The following is a 16,983-nucleotide window of genomic DNA, read 5'->3' as shown; positions in this document are numbered from 1 at the left end:
ATTTGTTCTACAAAATGGGTAGTGAATTTTCGATTCTAATGTTTTATATTTAGCATTCAAAAAACAACAAACTTTAAAATGAAACAAATTAACCTGATTGCCTTCTTTTTATTGTGCTTATTTACTACAAACAGTTTCGCACAAAAAAATAAAAAAATGGATATCATTGCTTACTACACAGGTGATGACAAATTAATTAACGAATATGAAGTCAACAAACTAGATCAAATTATTTTTAGTTTCTGCCACCTAAAAAACGGCAAACTAAGCGTTGATTCGCCTAAAGATTCGATAACAATTAAACACCTCGTTTCTTTAAAAGCTAAGAATCCACAATTAAAAATTGTTTTATCTCTTGGTGGCTGGGGTGGCTGTGAACCTTGCTCTGCTGCATTCTCAACTCCGGAAGGAAGGTTAGCTTTTGCAAAATCAGTAAAAGAAGTAAGTACTTATTTTAAAGTAGATGGTTTAGATTTGGATTGGGAATACCCGGCTATAGAAGGACTTCCTGGACATTTGTATCAAGCTGTTGATAAGCCAAATTTTACAGAACTAATCAAAATTTTACGTTCGACTTTAGGAAAAAAATATGAATTGAGTTTTGCTGCCGGTGGTTTTCAAAAATACCTGGACGAATCTATAGATTGGAAAGCTGTTGCGCCACTTGTAAATCGTATCAATATTATGAGTTACGATTTGGTTAACGGGTATTCTAAAGTTACGGGACACCACACTCCATTGTACAGCACAAAACCAAACGAAGAATCAACAGACAGAGCCGTAACCTACTTATTAAATCAGGGAGTCCCTGCTGATAAATTAGTTATTGGTGGCGCTTTTTATACCAGAACCTGGAAAAACGTTGAAAATATCAATAATGGTTTATATCAGGCTGGTGAACATATTGAAGGTGTAAATTTTAAAAACTTTGCTACAACTTATACAGAAGCAAACGGTTGGAAATATTTTTATGATGAAAAAGCGCAAGCACCTTATTGGTACAACGCAGGAACAAAAACATTTGCAACAGCTGATGATATTAAATCCATCAAAGCTAAAACAGAATATGTAAAAGCTAAAAAATTAGGCGGAATTATGTTTTGGGAACTTACTTTAGATAGTTCGAAGGATGGAATGGTTAACGCCATTTACGAAGTTAAAACAGCAAAATAAATAGTCTTAAAATAAGAAAAGCGGCAGTTATAGATTTCTACAACTGCCGCTTTTTTTAAACATTTATGCACTATCAAATAAACTAATTCTAAACACATTACATTATTTTCATTTCTAGAAGAAAGAGTATTGATAAGCAGCTGTTATTGCATAATAATTTAATCCATTGTTGGTATAAGCTCCCACATGATATTGAAATCTGATTGATTGCCCTTTTGCTATTGGCGTTGAAAATGTTGCTCCTACTCTCCAGTTATCTATTGCGCTGGCATCTGAAACTCCGTCTGTAATTGTTTTGCCTCCAAAAAACCAATTCGTATTAAAACCAACCCACATACTGTTCTTAAAATAATAACTGGTGTGTGCCTGTAAACTATAAGTTGGTTTCTGTTCCAATTTTTTTCCTAAAAAATCATTGTTATCGGTATAGAACCAAACACCGCCATAGACTTCGGCATAAAAATGAGAAAATCGTTGCGAGACACCAATTTCAGGCTTAAAGCCCCAACGGTTTGTACCTATATTCACTCGTTTATCGTCATAATATTTTCCTGTGGGAATAGACGTTACCAAACTCATCCCTAAAATGGTCTTTTGTTCGTACTTTCTAAACTCAGCTTTATCAAGAGCCGGAGAACCTAATAAATTAACTCCAAAGCGGACTTTCATGTCAGCAAAACCAGTTCTCGAACCTGTTATATTTTCACCGTTTACATTCGCCGATCCATCCATAAAAGTAAATGGCAATGCGACTTGTACACGCGCCAATTTGTTTGACAAACCAAATGTTCTTACATAAGTTGCGGCCAGATTATGACTTTGAATAGTGAAATCAGAAATAGGCAAGGATGGTTCTGTCAGGACATTTCCATCCATGTAGGCATATCCTATGGCGGCTACATTTAAATTTTTCGGAACATTAGCATAAACCCTTGGTTCTAAATCCTGACTAAAAGCTGAAAATATTCCCATGAAAAACAACATCATAAAATGATGTTTCTGAATCAAAACATTAAAAGTACTTTTTGGCATAAATTGAAAAATTCAGAGAATAATTAGACTAAAACGCTCTTTTTATTTTTTATTTTCATCCGCTTTTGGAGCTTCAATTTCTCCATCATATGAAATCGATGCCCTGTTATTACTATTTACAGACAGCGTTGCTCCTCCATCAAAGAAAACATTAAAGTAAAGTGTATAAACATCATCTTTACCTTTAACTGTTGCTTTGACATTAATCGATTTTTTCTTTTTCTCAATTTTTATATTTTCTGGGATACCTTCAAATTTAATTCCGCCATCTCCTCCATAGGCTACATTAAAAGCCCGACCAAAAAAAGGCAGATCGCAAGTTGTCTTTTCGGTATTAAATTTCAAAAAATAAGTATTGTAATCTAAATTCAACATTCGGCCGCCTTGTGGCGTGACTTTTTGTGCTTCAAAAACAAAATTTTTAGAATCGATAAGCGTTTCAATTTCTTTTTGTTTTTGTAATTCTCTGTCTGCTTTTAATTCTTTCTTTGTTTTTTCCTGAGCCAAGACCGGAAAACTTAAAAAGCACAATAACACTAGTAAAATCAATAGTTTACGTTTCATAAAATAAATATTTAATAGAGTTAATAAAGTAGAACTTACTTTTTGGTAAATCGCATCATAGCAATGTCACCAGAAATAAGATTCAGTGTTTTACCATCATCAGTTACATCATAAGATGTTATTTTTTGCAAAGTGCTCATAAACACCTGTTCTCCCTGTCCGTCCTGACACATCATTTTGGTCATCGCCATAGGTTGGGCAAAATCAATTTTATTAGCGTCGAGAACCAGTTTTCCGTTAAAAGAATTACAGCTACTGTTCCCGGAAATATGATTTTCTTTCAGGTCAAAATTTAGGATTGGTTTTTTATTTGGATACAAACCATCAAAAGCTATTCGTGGTCCTGAAATATAATTTAATTCCCAATTTCCTTCTAGTTTAGAAACTGAATCTGTTTTTTTGCATTTACACGAAAGTAAGACCGTGCTACAAAAAACAAGGATAAGAATATTCTTCATCATAATGTTAAGTGTTAAATATTAATGAATTAGAAAACCGGATTTGGGAATTTTTTGATTAAAAACCTTTACGAATTTAAGCAATATTTTTGTCTTCAGCCTTAAACTGTTATTAAAATACGATAAAATAGTTTTAGATTTTTTTAACTTAAGACGTTAAGTTATATCGTATTTTTTATGTTAAATTTACTTAATCTTTAATTTAAAAGTCTCACATATGAAAAAAATAATTGTTTCTTTCGCTATAATTACAGCCTTAATTATTGGCTGTAAGACAAATACAAAATCGAATGATGCCAAAACTTTAACTGTAAATTTAGAACCAAAAAGTAATAGTACCGTAAGTGGAACAGCTACTTTTACAGAGAAAAACGGAAAAGTAACTTTTGTTGCAAAAGTGGCCGGATTACAACCTGGAGTTCACGCGATTCACATTCATGAAAAATCAGATTGTACTGCAGCTGATGGAAGTTCAGCCGGTGGACACTGGAATCCTACCTTTAAAAAACACGGAAAATGGGGCGTTGGCGAATACCACAAAGGTGATATTGGTAACTTTACTGCTGATGCAAAAGGTAACGGAACCATTACATTAACGACAGACGAATGGTGTGTAGGTTGTGGTGATGAAACCAAAGATGTTTTAGGAAAAGGTTTGATCGTACATCAGGGAACAGATGATTTTACGACACAACCAACTGGAAATGCCGGTGGGAGGGTTGCCTGTGCAGGAATCATCAAATAAAATACAATAACCACTATTTTTCACAAAATCTAGTGGTTATTTCATTTTAAAAGTAATTCTAAAACAAGAAAAAGATATAGCTTTGTAGCCTCAAACAAAAGTTAATGATTAACCCATCAGCACCAGGTTGGATAGATAAGTTTTTTAGCGAACAAAAGTTTTCAGAAGCTATTCCTTTTGAAACTAATGAATCGTTTTATGATAAAGTCAGAGCGACCGGGTTCATTTATGGGCATATCATTTCTATTGATTCCCAAATTCCAATTCCGATAAAAGGCTGGTTTAAAACTGAAATTTCTAAAATTGCTTTATTAAACACTTTATATGGTGTCTTTTGCTTAGAGAAAAAAAATTCTGAGCCCAATAACTTTACTACCGAAGTTTTAAAATTTTATAAAGAAATGAATCCGGAAGGGTTTAGTTTGTTTAAAATTTTACTTCCAAAAGATACACCTTCCCTTTCGTTAGAAAGTATAATCGATCAGAGAGTTCAAACTAACGATAGCATCATCAGTAAAAACTTTTCGCATTTAGTAACCAACGCATTGTTGTTTATTGATGTACTGGCTTTTAGACAATATTTAGAACATGGCGCAATTCCGGAGAAATATTTAAAACGAATTGAAGAAACCGTTCTTGGAATTGTTGGTTTGGCCTTAAAAACCAAAACAGTAAAATCACAACACGACGATTTATTGATTAAACTTTTTGAAGCTTCAATTCGATATTCAAAATTTTCAAAAGTTACGGTTGATACTTTAGAAACTTTACAACTTGATAATTTTACCAATAAACTGGAGCATTATTACCTTATTGACATGGCCGGAATGGCTTTATGGAGTGATGGCGTTGTAGAAAATGAAGAAGCATACTTTTTATATTCATTAGGATCAATGATGAGAGTTTCTGATGATTTTATAACGCATAGTATTGATACCACCAATTCGTTTATAACAACACATAAAAAGAAAATTCCATATTTCAATTATTCAAATCCTGTAAAGCATTTTTACGATCAAATGACACACACTGTCGTAAAATTGATTATTAGAAACAAAAACAGGCTTGTTAAGGAAATAGTTCAGAGTAAAGAATTAATGGTTCTTTTAGCTTATTCCACTACCAGAGATCTGGATGCCAAGGAAAAGAAAAAAGTAAAAAAACAGCTTTTGGATATTTGTAAAACGATTCCGTCACTTACTATCTTTTTACTTCCCGGCGGAAGTTTATTATTGCCGATTTTAATAAAGTTTATTCCAACAATGTTACCATCAGCTTTCAACGAAAATCTAGATGAAAACGAATAAAAAAAATCGCCCTTTTGAGGCGATTTTTTATTCTTATAATTTAATCTTCTTAAAGATTACTTAATTGATATACATCATCTAATTCCTCATTTGAAGCAATGTTTACATTCAAATCAGTTATAAAACCAGAATTTAAACCGTAAACCCATCCGTGAAGCATTAATTCCTGACCATTTTTCCAGGCTCCCTGTACGATAGATGTTTTTGCTAAGTTGTAAACTTGCTCTTTAGCATTGATTTCAACAAAAGCATTGAAACGTTCTGTTTCATTTTCAATTGAATTTAAGTATTTATCGTGTAAACGGTATTCATCCTTAATATGACGAATCCAGTTGTCGATGATTCCAACAGACATATTTCCCATTGCAGCTTTTACACCACCACATCCGTAATGTCCGCAAACAATAACGTGTTTTACTTTTAAAACGTTTACTGCATAATCCAGTACACTTAACATATTCATGTCTGAGTGAACAACCATATTGGCAATATTACGGTGTACAAAAACTTCACCTGGTTTAGCACCAATAATTTCATTTGCAGGAACACGGCTGTCAGAACATCCAATCCATAACAATGGCGGTGTTTGTCCTTTAGCTAAATCCGCGAAATAATTTGGGTCTAATGCTAATGATTTTTCTACCCATTTTTTGTTGTTTTCTATTAACTGCTTATAAAACTCTTTCATTATTTTTTTAATTTTTGAGTGGCATTTCTATGCGATTAGACGTATCAAAAAGAACTTATGTAAAGTTACCTAAATTTTGATACTTCAAACAATTTAGAAATACCTTAATTTATTTAATTTGTTTTAAATTTCTATTTTAATGTTTCCTTTTTAACCAATGCTCTCTTTGCAACATCATAATAATGCTCGATCGAAACGTGATTGTCTTTATCAGGAGTATTTTCTAACTGATATGCTTTTTTAAAGCCTTTAAGTTTTACCTTGATATTTTCATCAATGGCACGCGTTTCTTTAAACTCACGAATTAAATCCAAAACATCGTGTGCTATATATTCGGTATCGTGCGCGTTGATAATCACTTTTGAGTTTTCAGGGATTTCATTCAAAGTCAATTTGATAGCTGCTTTGTTTAAGAATGAAACTTCCTGTGCTAAGTCGATATGAATAACATCGCCGTCTTCGTATTCTTCTTTTTTAAAGCTGTAAGCTCTTTTCAGGTTTCCTCTCAAAACAAAAATAATACTGATGATAATTCCTAATGCTACACCTTTCAATAAATCTGTTGCTACAACAAATACTAAAGTGGCAATAAAAGGTACGAACTGATATTTTCCTTTTTCCCAAAAATGGAAGAAAGTTGCCGGCTTCGCTAATTTATATCCAACTAATATCAAAACAGTAGCCAAAGTAGCCAACGGAATTTTATTTAATAACGCCGGAATACTCAAAACACTTACCAATAAAAGTACACCGTGAATAATAGCAGACATTTTAGATTTCGCTCCTGCATTATTATTCGCAGATGATCTCACCACAACAGATGTCATTGGTAATCCACCTAAAAGTGAACTTACAATGTTACCAATTCCCTGAGCCCTAAGTTCCACATTTGTATTGGTATAACGTTTTTGAACATCCATTCTGTCTGCAGCTTCAATACATAATAAAGTTTCAATAGATGCTACAATAGCAATGGTAACCCCTACTACCCAAACCTGCGGATTTGTAACAGCAGCAAAATTTGGCGTAATAAGAATTGATTTAAATTCGTCAAAAGATTTTGGAACTGGTAAGGAAACCAAGTGATCCTTTGCAATTGCTAAGGAACTTCCTGTTGAAATAAAAATCTCATTTAAAACAATACCAGCAATAACGGCTATTAGTGCACCCGGAACTAATTTTAATTTCTTCAAAAAAGAAACTTTATCCCAGGCAATTAATATTACTAATGAAACTAACGAAATAACTACAGCTCCTAATTGGATATGATTAATTACATCGAATAAAAAGGAGAACGAATTGCTTCCGTCATTCTGAATAAAAGCCTGATCACCTTCAAAATCAGCATCATAACCAAAAGCGTGCGGCAACTGTTTCAGAATGATAATAATTCCGATACCCGCTAACATTCCTTCAATTACATTGGTTGGAAAATAATTTGAAATACTTCCGGCTTTTAAAAATCCTAATGCTAATTGAATTAATCCAGCAATAAAAACAGACATTAAAAACACATCAAAGGCACCAAAATCAGTGATCGCGGTTAACACAATAGCTGTTAAACCAGCTGCCGGGCCAGATACACTAATATGCGACTGGCTCAAACAACCTACCACAATACCACCAATAACACCTGCGATAATTCCAGAAAATAAAGGCGCTCCAGAAGCCATTGCTATACCTAAACACAACGGAAGAGCCACCAAAAAAACCACTAAACCTGAAGCAAAATCAGATTTAAGGTTGGCAAAAAGATTAATTTTTTTTGACATAATACAATACTAAAAAATTGATACATTAAAGATCTACTGCATTTACTATAAATACAGTTAGTTTAAAATAATCGGAAGTATTATACCAAGTTGGGAGGTGGAGCAAATATGCTCGGCGAAATATTGTCTAGTTTTACAATATTTTCAGACACGATGGTCTTTTTTTCAATATATACAGGCATAATAACTTCATGCTGAAGTATTGCCGGATAAACAGCAGCCTTAAGTTCTTTGTGTGAATGCTCCTCTTCAGAAAAACTGAAAAACATAGACGTATCATTACTTTTCTTCATCAACGTCACAATAGTTGGCGTTGCTAAGAAAGCAATAAATATGAATAATAATATGCGAGCGATTAATTTCATTGTCGCAAAAATAGTGTTAAAGAAATAAAATCAAAGCCTGAAGCAAAAAATTTTATAGAAATTTAACATTCATAAAAAAAGCAGTACTATCCGCAGGGATCATACTACTTTTTAATCTATTTATAAACAACGAATTACAGCTCTTCTTCAAGCCATGCATTCATCATCCAGATCGTTTTTTCCTGCTCTGCAATGAAGTCGCTCATCATCGAATTTGTACCTTCATCATTGATTTCAGCTGATTGTTTTAGGATTTCCCTTTCAATTTTCAGCAAATCAGACAAAGAAGTAACGATCAGGTGAACTGCTTTTTCATCATTTGAGATATTTTTTCCAACGGTTAATTTGTTATTTTTAATATAATCTTCAAAAGTATGTAAAGGTGTTCCTCCAATTGTTAAAACTCTTTCCGCTATCATATCAATTTTTAACTGAGAATCTGTGTATAACTCTTCAAACTTTACATGTAAATCAAAGAAACGTTTACCTCTAATATTCCAATGAATTCCTCTTAAATTTTGATAGTAAACCTGAAAATTAGACAATAATACATTCAATTCTTTTACTAATAATTCTGACTCTTTTACAGGCAATCCTAAAATATTCGTTTTCATGTTTTTATTATTTTACAGTAAGTTACTACAAATTTAAAGGAACTTCTATAAAAAAGTTATAAAAAAAAATTATATTTTCTTATTTTTGCATCACAAAATACTATCAAAATGACTATAACTCAATTACAATATGTGTTAGCTGTTGCCGAACACAAAAACTTTACTCTTGCCGCCGAAAAATGCTTTGTGACCCAACCCACTTTAAGTATGCAGATTCAGAAAATTGAAGATGAACTTAATATCTTAATTTTCGACAGAAGCAAAAAACCCATTCAACTTACAGATATTGGTCAGAAAATTGTAAATCAGGCTAAAAACATTGTAAACGAAGCGGATCGAATCAAAGACATTGTAGAACAGCAAAAAGGTTTTATTGGCGGAGAATTTCGTTTGGGAATTATTCCGACGATTATGCCAACACTTTTACCGATGTTTCTGAACAATTTCATTAAAAAATATCCAAAAGTAAAACTCTTGATTGAAGAATTGAACACAGATGAAATTATCATAAAACTTAAAAATGGTCATTTGGATGCTGCAATTGCCGCTACTCCACTTGAAGATGAAAAAATAAAAGAGATCGTTTTGTATTTTGAGCCTTTTGTGGCTTATATACCAGAGCATCATGTCAATTTTCAGAAAGAAGAAATTGAGGTTTCCGATTTAAATATCAATGAAATTTTGTTGTTGCAAGACGGGCATTGTTTTAGAGATGGTATATTGAATTTATGCAAAAACGGAACTGATATCGAACAAAACAATTTTCAGATTCAAAGCGGAAGTTTTGAAACACTGATAAAATTGGCCGACGAAGGACTGGGCACAACGTTACTACCGTACTTGCACACCATGGATTTAAAAGATTCCGACAAGCTGAAACTTCGTAATTTTAAGGAACCAAAGCCTGCTCGTGAGGTAAGTTTAATTTACCCGAAGAGCGAATTAAAAATGCAAATCATTGACGCGCTTCGATCAACCATTGCCGGCGTTGTAAAAGGAGCAATCGTTTTTCAGAATGTTCAAATCATCAGTCCGCTACAAAAGAAATAAAAATAAAAAAGGAGCCAAATTGGCTCCTTTTTTTATACTTTAATTAGTAGTAGACTTTGTTTTAATTCTGGTTTTTCAATAATAAAATTCAACAACCATTCTTTCAGTTGTTCCATCTCATACGGTAACAGCGTTTTGATAGCTTTTTCTACTTCTTTGCAGAAAAGTATCGGATCGAAACTAACTCTCTCAAGTATTGATTTCGTGTAATCAAACATCATTTTTGACATAATAAAATAAGATTTTGGGGGGTTATCTATATTTTTAAACTCGCAGCAAATTTAAACAAATAACCTATACAACACTTCATTTTAACTCTTTTTTTTAAAAACTTTAGCAACGAAACCGTTTTCTTAGTACGGATAAATCAATATAGAATAATTCTAAATAACTCATTTAAACCTTTTTAAACGTCCGAAACATCTCGCGTTTTCCTGGAGGACCTGCCAATTTTTCGACCGTAAATCCTACTTCAATCATGCTTCTTTTAACAACTCCCCGGGCGGCATATGTTACTAAAACGCCATTTGGTTTTAAACTATTGTACATTTTCTGAAAAATTTCTGTACTCCATAATTCAGGTTGCACACGATATCCGAAGGCATCAAAGTAAATCAAATCAAAAGCTTCAAAATCGTTTATTTCATCAAAAAATTGTTTTCTTTTAGTTAAGGAAAATTCGGAACTAATTTCGTTTTTTTGATCCCACCCGACTTCATGCATTTTCTGAAAGATACTTTCAAAATCACCTGCTTCAAGTTCATCCACATAATTCATTCCTAAAACTTCTTTTGCGTCAACAGGATAAGCTTCTACTCCAACATAATCAATCTGCTGCTTTTTTTCTATTGATTCTAAAAAAGTGATAAAAGCATTTAGACCAGTTCCAAAACCAATTTCAAGAATACTAACCGGCTTATTTTCAAATAAGGAGAGTCCGTTTTTTATAAATACATGTTTTGCTTCCTGAATGGCACCATGTTTAGAATGATAACACTCATCCCACTCTTTCAAATGAATTGTTGTTGAGCCATCTAGCGTTTTAATTATTTCTCTTTCCACTTTTTCGATATTATCAATGTAATTATATTGTTTTTCAGCGCATTTTGTTAGTCAAATTTAGTCAAAACAAATGCGTAAAGCCTTAAAAATCGATACTTTTTTCATAAATTCTTTATAAAAGTCAGTGATTTTTTTAGGTTTATTATAGGATAAATAAATCTCAGTTAAACAGCGTAATTAATGCGGTTTTAGTAAGTAATTTATATATTTTTACTTAATTTTGCATTCAATAAAACCTATTTTACACCAAATCATTACTTTAGAATTCATTCTGTTGCGATGAAAATTAGATAAAACATATATTATTATGAGTACAACTCAAACAAGCAAAATTGAAATCAGAAAAGCTACTTCGTCAAAAATAAGCGCAGTAGACTTTGAAAACTTAAGCTTTGGTGCTGTTTTCACAGACCATTTATTCGAATGTGATTTTAAAAATGGGGAATGGCAAACTCCTGTCATTAAGCCATATGCTCCTATTTTGATGGATCCTTCTTCAAAAGTCTTTCATTATGGCCAGGCTATTTTTGAAGGAATGAAAGCTTATAAAGATGTCAATAATGATGTTTGGTTGTTTAGACCTGATGAAAATCATAAGCGTTTCAATAATTCTGCAGTTCGTATGGCAATGCCAGAAGTTCCGGAATCTATTTTTATGGATGGTTTGAATGAATTATTAAAAATAGACCAGGAATGGATTCAAAGAGGAAACGGAAGCAGTATGTACATCCGCCCATTTATGATTGCAACTGGCGCCGGAGTTGTTGCAAATCCTTCTGACGAATATAAATTCATGATTTTACTATCTCCTGCAAAATCATATTATGCTGGTGAAGTAAAAGTAATTATTGCAGAACATTATAGTAGAGCTGCAAATGGTGGAATTGGAGCTGCAAAAGCGGCAGGAAATTATGCTGCACAGTTTTACCCAACAAACCTGGCAAATAAAGACGGTTTCCAACAAGTAATCTGGACAGATGATGCAACGCATACTAAACTGGAAGAAGCAGGAACAATGAACGTATTCTTTAGAATTAACGATACTTTATTGACTGCTCCAACAAGTGAAAGAATTTTAGATGGTATTACCAGAAAAAGTTTGATTGCTATGGCAGAAAAAGAAGGTCTTAATGTAGATGTTCGTCCTGTTATTGTTTCAGAATTAGTTGAAGCAGCTAAAAACGGATCGTTAAAAGAAATTTTCGGAGCCGGAACTGCAGCTGTTGTAAGCGTAATCAAAGGATTCTCTTATCAGGATGTTTATTATGAAATGGCTCCAATTGAAAATTCTTATGCTTCTCTTTTAAAAGAAAAACTTACAAGTCTTCAAAACAAACTTTCTGAAGATACTTTTGGATGGACTGTTAAAGTTCAATAATCAAAAGACTTATATAAAAACAAAACCCGACAGCTTTTAGAAGTTGTCGGGTTTTCTATTTTATATTTGTTTTATAACTGCTAAAAAATGACTAAAAATCTAATTTTAAAAAATGTTGCAAAACATATTTCACTTGATGAGAATGAAACATCTTATTTTCTTTCAATTTTGAAGGAAAAAAAATATCCTAAAAAAAGCATTATTTTAAAAGAAGGAGAAACTTGCAGCGCGATTAATTTTGTACAATCAGGAACTTTAAGAGCATTTTACAGAAGTGCAGAAGGAAAAGAATCAACCATAATGTTCGCAATTGCTGATTGGTGGATTACTGATATAGCTTGTTTTATAAATCAACAGCCCGCCATTCTAAATATTGAAACAATAGAAGAAAGCGTTATATTTCATTTACGAAAAGAAGATTTAGATGATCTTTATCTTAAAATCCCAAAATTCGAACGTTTTTTCAGAATCATTATGCAAAATGCTTATATAAGAGAACAGTTAAGAGTCATTCAAAACCTTTCACTATCAGCAGAGCATCGTTATTATATCTTTTTAGAAAAGTATCCGCAGGTAGCAAAACAAGTTACTCAAAAACAAATAGCATCTTATTTAGGCATTACACCTGAATTTTTAAGTATGATAAGAGCCATTAAAAAATAGTTATTTCTTAAACTACATTATTTTTTTACTCTACTATCTTTACGTGCTTTGCTTTATAAAAAATAAAGCTATGGTTATACTTATTGCAGGTCCTTATCGTGGTGGAACAAACGACGATCCTAAATTAATTCAGCAAAATTTAGACAAATTAGAAGCCGTAGCGCTTCCTTTATTCAAAATGGGGCATTTGCCATTAATTGGCGAATGGATAGCGCTGCCATTAATGCATTTAGCTGGCTCAAAACATATTGGCGATAGCGTTTGGGATGAAATACAATATCCCGTGGCTCATCGACTTCTTGAAAAATGCGATGCGGTTCTTCGTCTTGAAGGAGAATCAAAAGGAGCAGACAATGATGTTAGAATTGCCAAAGAAAGAGGATTGAAAATTTATTATCGTTTAGAAGACATTCCCAACGAAGCGTTATAAAATAAAAAACCTAATAGGTTTTTAAGCCTATTAGGTTTTTTATTTTACAGTAATTTAGAAAAATCAGGTTTAAAATAATTTGGGCCTTTCATAACTTTTCCGTCTTCACGATAAATAGGTTGCCCGTCTTCACCTAATTTACTCATATTACTACGCTGAATTTCATCAAAAACAGCTTCAATTTTATCCTGCAAACCATGTTCGATAATGGTTCCGCATAAAATATACATCATATCTCCAAGAGCGTCAGCAATTTCGACCAAATCATTATTCTGAACTGCATCAAGATATTCTTCATTTTCTTCTTTCATTAAATTATAACGAAGAAATTTTTTGGTTTCGCCTACATCAGCAATTGGTGTTTCGCTATGTCCTATTTTAAAAGCAGTATGAAATTCCTTAACTGCGTCTATTTGTTTTTTCATATATAGATAAATTTGTTTTTTAATGAAATGAAAAGCCAAATTAGCAACTATTCATATACAATTCTCTAAATTTGCCAAAAATAATTTCAACTATGTTTAGTCAGGGACAATTAATATTCGCAGTCTGTTTTTTCATCGCCTTTGTAATCGTAATGATATTTGCTTATCGAAAAGATCTGGCATTGCACAAAATTTTTTACAAAGGAAATTATAAAGTCTTAATCGTTTTCCTACTTTTTATTGCCATTTTGTTTGTCATCAAATTCTTTTTTAAAAGGTAATTCCGTAATTTATTTCTATATTTAAAAATATAAAATAAATGCCGAAGTTTTACAATTAAACTACATCAGAATCGCTTTGTCTGAAGTTGATTTTAACCTGAAGAAACAATTTAAAAAGTATAATTTTATTTTTTTTCTGCTATAGTGCGACTAGTAATAAAATTTATAACTTTACGACACCAAACCTACACCAATGAAGATTTTAAAATATTTATTTCTTTTATCGTTATTAAGCTTAGTTGCGCTAACCGTTTTTGTTGCCACACAAAAAGGGATTTTTTCTGTAGAGAGAAGCAAAGTCATAAACTCACCACGAATTACTGTTTATAACTACGTAAACGATTTTAGAAATTATGAAGATTTTGAATCCTGGTCAGTAGAAGACCCTACTATGCGAATGACTTTTCCGAACAAAACAGTAGGAAATGGCGCTTCATTTTATTGGGAAGGTACTGATGGAAAAGGAAATGCTATAACCCTTAAAACAAAAGAAGGGGAAAGTATTCAGCAAAAAATCAATTTTGATGGCACTCAGGCTGATGTTAACTGGACATTTAAAGATACTCTGGCAGGTAAAACCAAAGTAACCTGGAAAGCCAAAGGAACCATGAGTTTTTTGTTTAAAATCTATACTGCCTTAAATGGAGGTTCAAATAATATTATTGGAACCGTTTCTGAAAAAAGTCTTGCTAACATTGATAAAAACCTGGATTACGAAACCAAAACTTACACGATAAAAGTAAATGGTGTTGTTAAGAAAATCGAAACACCTTACATTAAACAAACTTTTACAAGCGAAATTCAGAAAGTAAATAAAAATGCCAGAATTGTAATTCCGAAACTAATAGAATTTAGTGAAACGAATGGCTTATCTACCAACGGAAAACCGTTTATTATTTACCATACTTATGATACTGCTAGTGGATTGGCTAAAATTTCAATTTGCTTACCAATCAACAAAGAAATCTCGACAAGTGCAGGAAGCGATATTACAGCAGGAAAACTAAATGGGTTTGAAGCTGTAAAAACAACCTTAAAAGGAGATTACACACATATAAATGAAGCTATTGCTAAAACAACAGCTTTTATTAACAATGAAAAAATCACTCCTGAATTAAGTTGGTCACATCTTGAAATATGGACCATTAGCAAATTGGATGTAAAAAGTCCGTCAAAATTAATGACGGAAATTTATTTTCCAACGAAACCTAAAGTAATTCCGGTTGCAAAAGTTCCTGTTTATCAACCTCAGACCCAAACACAAACTGCAAAACCTGCAACTCCTGCTCCAACTACACCAAAAACAACTGAAGAAGAAGATTCGGAATTCTAAAAAAAGTAAAGACGATTAAACCTTTTGTTTAAAATTCATTCTAACTGATATAGAGTTAAAATTCCTAACTTTATATGTGGTAACAAGATAAAGTTTAAAGCTTGACAAACGAGAAGGAATTTATAGCACAATTATTAGATCCTAAAACGCAAAATACTGCGTTTCAAAAGCTCTTGTCTGATTATCAAAAACCGTTGTATAATCATATTCGAAACATTGTTTTGAATCATGATGATACAGATGATGTTTTACAGAATACTTTTGTGAAAGTTTTTCAGTATTTAAAAAGCTTTAAAGGAGAAAGTAAACTCTTTTCCTGGATGTATCGCATTGCTACCAATGAAGCATTAACATTCCTAAACCAAAAAGCAAAGCTAAACGGAATAACATCTGAAGCATTGCAAAACAAAACCATAGACAATTTAAAAGCTGATGTTTATTTTGATGGAGACGAAATTCAGATTAAACTTCAGAAAGCGATTGTCACATTACCGGAAAAACAACAATTAGTCTTTAAAATGAAATATTTTGAAGAGCTAAAATACGAAGAAATTGCAGAAATTTTAGGAACCTCAGTCGGTGCATTGAAAGCTTCTTATCATCATGCAGTTAAAAAAATTGAATTATATGTTACGTCAAATTAAACCTTTTGTAACTAAACCTATCTTATAGACATTATGAAAGCATTTAAATTAGAAAACGAGCCAAAAATAAAAACCGGGTTTAAAACTCCGGATCATTACTTTGATGATTTATCGGCAAAAGTTTTACAGCAAATAAACGAAAAAGAAGTAAAAGTAATTCCGATTTACAAACGTAAAAAAGTACTTTCGCTAATGGCTGCTGCTGCAATTGTAATAGCTCTTATGATCCCTGTAGTAAACAATTACAATGCAACATCAAAAAATCTTGATGAAGCTACTATAGAAACTTATTTATCCTATCAATCCAATTTAAATCAATATGATTTAATAAAGGAGCTTGACACAAAAGATATTGACAAACTTGGAAAAAGCGTAGTTCTTGAACAGGAAACGCTAGAAGATATTTTGTCTTCAAACCCTAATATTGAAAATTTAATTTCAGAATAAGATAAAAATTAAAAAAAGATGAAATTCAAAAACATACTACCGTTATTTATGTTCCTAATCACTTTTTCATTTTATGCCCAAAATGATAAAAAAGTAGATGAAAAACGCGAAAAAATCAAAGCCTACAAAGTATCCTTTTTAACTACAGAACTTGAGCTTACTTCGACCGAAGCAGAGAAATTCTGGCCTATTTATAACGCTTTTGATGACAAACAATATGAGTTGCGTCATGATAAAATGAAGACTTATATGAATAAGCTGGATGATGACAAGATCAATTCAATTTCAGAAAAAGAAGCAGCTACCCTTTTATGTCAAATCGAAAGTACAGATAAGGAACTTTATCTTTTACGAGAAAAATACATGTCAAATCTTAAGAAGATACTTTCACATAAAAAGATATTAAAGCTTAAAAAATCTGAAGACGATTTTAACCGAAAATTGCTAAAACAGTATAAAGAAAAAGCCGGCAAATAAAAGAAACAACAGCGATAAGCCCCCTATATAATAATACTTACTTTATTATTTAGGGGGCTTATTATTTTTTAACTA

The 16,983-nt window shown here is 32.1% G+C and carries 22 protein-coding genes; 12 read left to right on the top strand and 10 right to left on the bottom strand.

Annotated features, from left to right (window positions below):
• Positions 1-156: 156 nt before the first annotated feature.
• Positions 157-1,173 carry a glycoside hydrolase family 18 protein gene (locus tag ASC72_RS17550; RefSeq protein ID WP_241775749.1) on the top strand — a complete coding sequence of 339 codons (1,017 nt, stop codon included), beginning with the start codon at positions 157-159 and terminating at the stop codon, positions 1,171-1,173.
• Positions 1,174-1,287: 114 nt separating this feature from the next.
• Here the strand turns inward: ASC72_RS17550 and ASC72_RS17545 are convergent, their stop codons facing one another.
• From ASC72_RS17545 to ASC72_RS17535, 3 genes are read right to left on the bottom strand one after another with little or no spacing between them, the layout of a single operon-like run.
• Complete coding sequence (locus ASC72_RS17545; RefSeq protein WP_241775748.1) at positions 1,288-2,205, bottom strand: transporter; 918 nt, start codon at positions 2,203-2,205, stop codon at positions 1,288-1,290.
• Positions 2,206-2,247: 42 nt separating this feature from the next.
• Positions 2,248-2,769 (bottom strand): DUF4251 domain-containing protein, encoded by a 522-nt coding sequence (locus ASC72_RS17540; RefSeq protein WP_056193724.1) that lies wholly within the window; start codon positions 2,767-2,769, stop codon positions 2,248-2,250.
• A 35-nt stretch (positions 2,770-2,804) separates the two neighbouring features.
• The gene (locus tag ASC72_RS17535) at positions 2,805-3,230 is read right to left on the bottom strand and encodes an META domain-containing protein (protein WP_117595814.1); all 426 of its coding nucleotides are present in this window, start codon (positions 3,228-3,230) and stop codon (positions 2,805-2,807) included.
• Positions 3,231-3,444: 214 nt separating this feature from the next.
• On the opposite strand from ASC72_RS17535, the gene ASC72_RS17530 reads away from it, so the two are divergent.
• Both ASC72_RS17530 and ASC72_RS17525 read left to right on the top strand, forming a co-directional pair.
• Entirely contained in the window at positions 3,445-3,972 is a 528-nt protein-coding gene (locus ASC72_RS17530) for a superoxide dismutase family protein (RefSeq protein WP_056193722.1), read from the top strand.
• Positions 3,973-4,076: 104 nt separating this feature from the next.
• Positions 4,077-5,279, top strand: a complete 1,203-nt coding sequence (locus ASC72_RS17525; RefSeq protein WP_056193719.1) for an LETM1-related biofilm-associated protein — start codon at positions 4,077-4,079, stop codon at positions 5,277-5,279.
• 49 nt (positions 5,280-5,328) lie between these two features.
• Here ASC72_RS17525 and can read toward each other — a convergent pair whose 3' ends face one another.
• The 4 genes from can to ASC72_RS17505 all read right to left on the bottom strand — a co-directional run bounded on the left by can (position 5,329) and on the right by ASC72_RS17505 (position 8,718).
• Positions 5,329-5,967: a carbonate dehydratase gene (can, locus tag ASC72_RS17520; RefSeq protein WP_056193716.1), complete on the bottom strand. Its 639-nt coding sequence runs from the start codon at positions 5,965-5,967 to the stop codon at positions 5,329-5,331.
• 131 nt (positions 5,968-6,098) lie between these two features.
• On the bottom strand, positions 6,099-7,739 hold the full coding sequence (locus tag ASC72_RS17515; RefSeq protein ID WP_056193713.1) for a SulP family inorganic anion transporter: 1,641 nt from the start codon (positions 7,737-7,739) through the stop codon (positions 6,099-6,101).
• An 80-nt stretch (positions 7,740-7,819) separates the two neighbouring features.
• Positions 7,820-8,104, bottom strand: a complete 285-nt coding sequence (locus ASC72_RS17510) for a hypothetical protein (RefSeq protein WP_056193710.1) — start codon at positions 8,102-8,104, stop codon at positions 7,820-7,822.
• 134 nt (positions 8,105-8,238) lie between these two features.
• Positions 8,239-8,718, bottom strand: a complete 480-nt coding sequence (locus tag ASC72_RS17505) for a Dps family protein (protein WP_056193707.1) — start codon at positions 8,716-8,718, stop codon at positions 8,239-8,241.
• Between the two features lie 108 nt (positions 8,719-8,826).
• On the opposite strand from ASC72_RS17505, the gene ASC72_RS17500 reads away from it, so the two are divergent.
• On the top strand, positions 8,827-9,768 hold the full coding sequence (locus ASC72_RS17500; protein WP_056193704.1) for a LysR substrate-binding domain-containing protein: 942 nt from the start codon (positions 8,827-8,829) through the stop codon (positions 9,766-9,768).
• 32 nt (positions 9,769-9,800) lie between these two features.
• Here the strand turns inward: ASC72_RS17500 and ASC72_RS24630 are convergent, their stop codons facing one another.
• Positions 9,801-9,998, bottom strand: coding sequence for a hypothetical protein (locus tag ASC72_RS24630; protein WP_026984669.1), 198 nt, complete (start codon positions 9,996-9,998; stop codon positions 9,801-9,803).
• A 166-nt stretch (positions 9,999-10,164) separates the two neighbouring features.
• Positions 10,165-10,830: a tRNA (5-methylaminomethyl-2-thiouridine)(34)-methyltransferase MnmD gene (mnmD, locus tag ASC72_RS17490; protein ID WP_056193702.1), complete on the bottom strand. Its 666-nt coding sequence runs from the start codon at positions 10,828-10,830 to the stop codon at positions 10,165-10,167.
• Between the two features lie 307 nt (positions 10,831-11,137).
• On the opposite strand from mnmD, the gene ASC72_RS17485 reads away from it, so the two are divergent.
• The 3 genes from ASC72_RS17485 (at position 11,138) to ASC72_RS17475 (ending at position 13,301) form a co-directional block, all read left to right on the top strand.
• The gene (locus ASC72_RS17485) at positions 11,138-12,208 is read left to right on the top strand and encodes a branched-chain amino acid aminotransferase (RefSeq protein ID WP_056193699.1); all 1,071 of its coding nucleotides are present in this window, start codon (positions 11,138-11,140) and stop codon (positions 12,206-12,208) included.
• 87 nt (positions 12,209-12,295) lie between these two features.
• Positions 12,296-12,871, top strand: coding sequence for a Crp/Fnr family transcriptional regulator (locus ASC72_RS17480; protein WP_056193696.1), 576 nt, complete (start codon positions 12,296-12,298; stop codon positions 12,869-12,871).
• A 70-nt stretch (positions 12,872-12,941) separates the two neighbouring features.
• A complete protein-coding gene (locus ASC72_RS17475; protein ID WP_056193693.1) occupies positions 12,942-13,301 on the top strand; it encodes a DUF4406 domain-containing protein in 360 nt (119 codons plus the stop codon).
• 44 nt (positions 13,302-13,345) lie between these two features.
• Here the strand turns inward: ASC72_RS17475 and ASC72_RS17470 are convergent, their stop codons facing one another.
• Complete coding sequence (locus tag ASC72_RS17470) at positions 13,346-13,726, bottom strand: nucleoside triphosphate pyrophosphohydrolase family protein (RefSeq protein WP_056193691.1); 381 nt, start codon at positions 13,724-13,726, stop codon at positions 13,346-13,348.
• Positions 13,727-13,818: 92 nt separating this feature from the next.
• On the opposite strand from ASC72_RS17470, the gene ASC72_RS24625 reads away from it, so the two are divergent.
• The 5 genes from ASC72_RS24625 (at position 13,819) to ASC72_RS17450 (ending at position 16,908) form a co-directional block, all read left to right on the top strand.
• Positions 13,819-14,007, top strand: a complete 189-nt coding sequence (locus tag ASC72_RS24625) for a hypothetical protein (RefSeq protein ID WP_072972699.1) — start codon at positions 13,819-13,821, stop codon at positions 14,005-14,007.
• A 193-nt stretch (positions 14,008-14,200) separates the two neighbouring features.
• Positions 14,201-15,340, top strand: coding sequence for a transcriptional regulator (locus ASC72_RS17465; RefSeq protein ID WP_056193687.1), 1,140 nt, complete (start codon positions 14,201-14,203; stop codon positions 15,338-15,340).
• 101 nt (positions 15,341-15,441) lie between these two features.
• On the top strand, positions 15,442-15,984 hold the full coding sequence (locus ASC72_RS17460; RefSeq protein ID WP_056193684.1) for an RNA polymerase sigma factor: 543 nt from the start codon (positions 15,442-15,444) through the stop codon (positions 15,982-15,984).
• Positions 15,985-16,017: 33 nt separating this feature from the next.
• Positions 16,018-16,431: a hypothetical protein gene (locus ASC72_RS17455; protein WP_056193681.1), complete on the top strand. Its 414-nt coding sequence runs from the start codon at positions 16,018-16,020 to the stop codon at positions 16,429-16,431.
• An 18-nt stretch (positions 16,432-16,449) separates the two neighbouring features.
• The gene (locus ASC72_RS17450) at positions 16,450-16,908 is read left to right on the top strand and encodes a hypothetical protein (protein ID WP_056193678.1); all 459 of its coding nucleotides are present in this window, start codon (positions 16,450-16,452) and stop codon (positions 16,906-16,908) included.
• Positions 16,909-16,983: the final 75 nt, after the last annotated feature.

Origin of the sequence: Flavobacterium sp. Root420 (assembly GCF_001427905.1) — a bacterium.
GTDB lineage: Bacteria > Bacteroidota > Bacteroidia > Flavobacteriales > Flavobacteriaceae > Flavobacterium.
The sequence above is the reverse complement of the archived record's forward strand: the minus strand, read 5'-3'. Positions and strand labels throughout refer to the sequence as shown.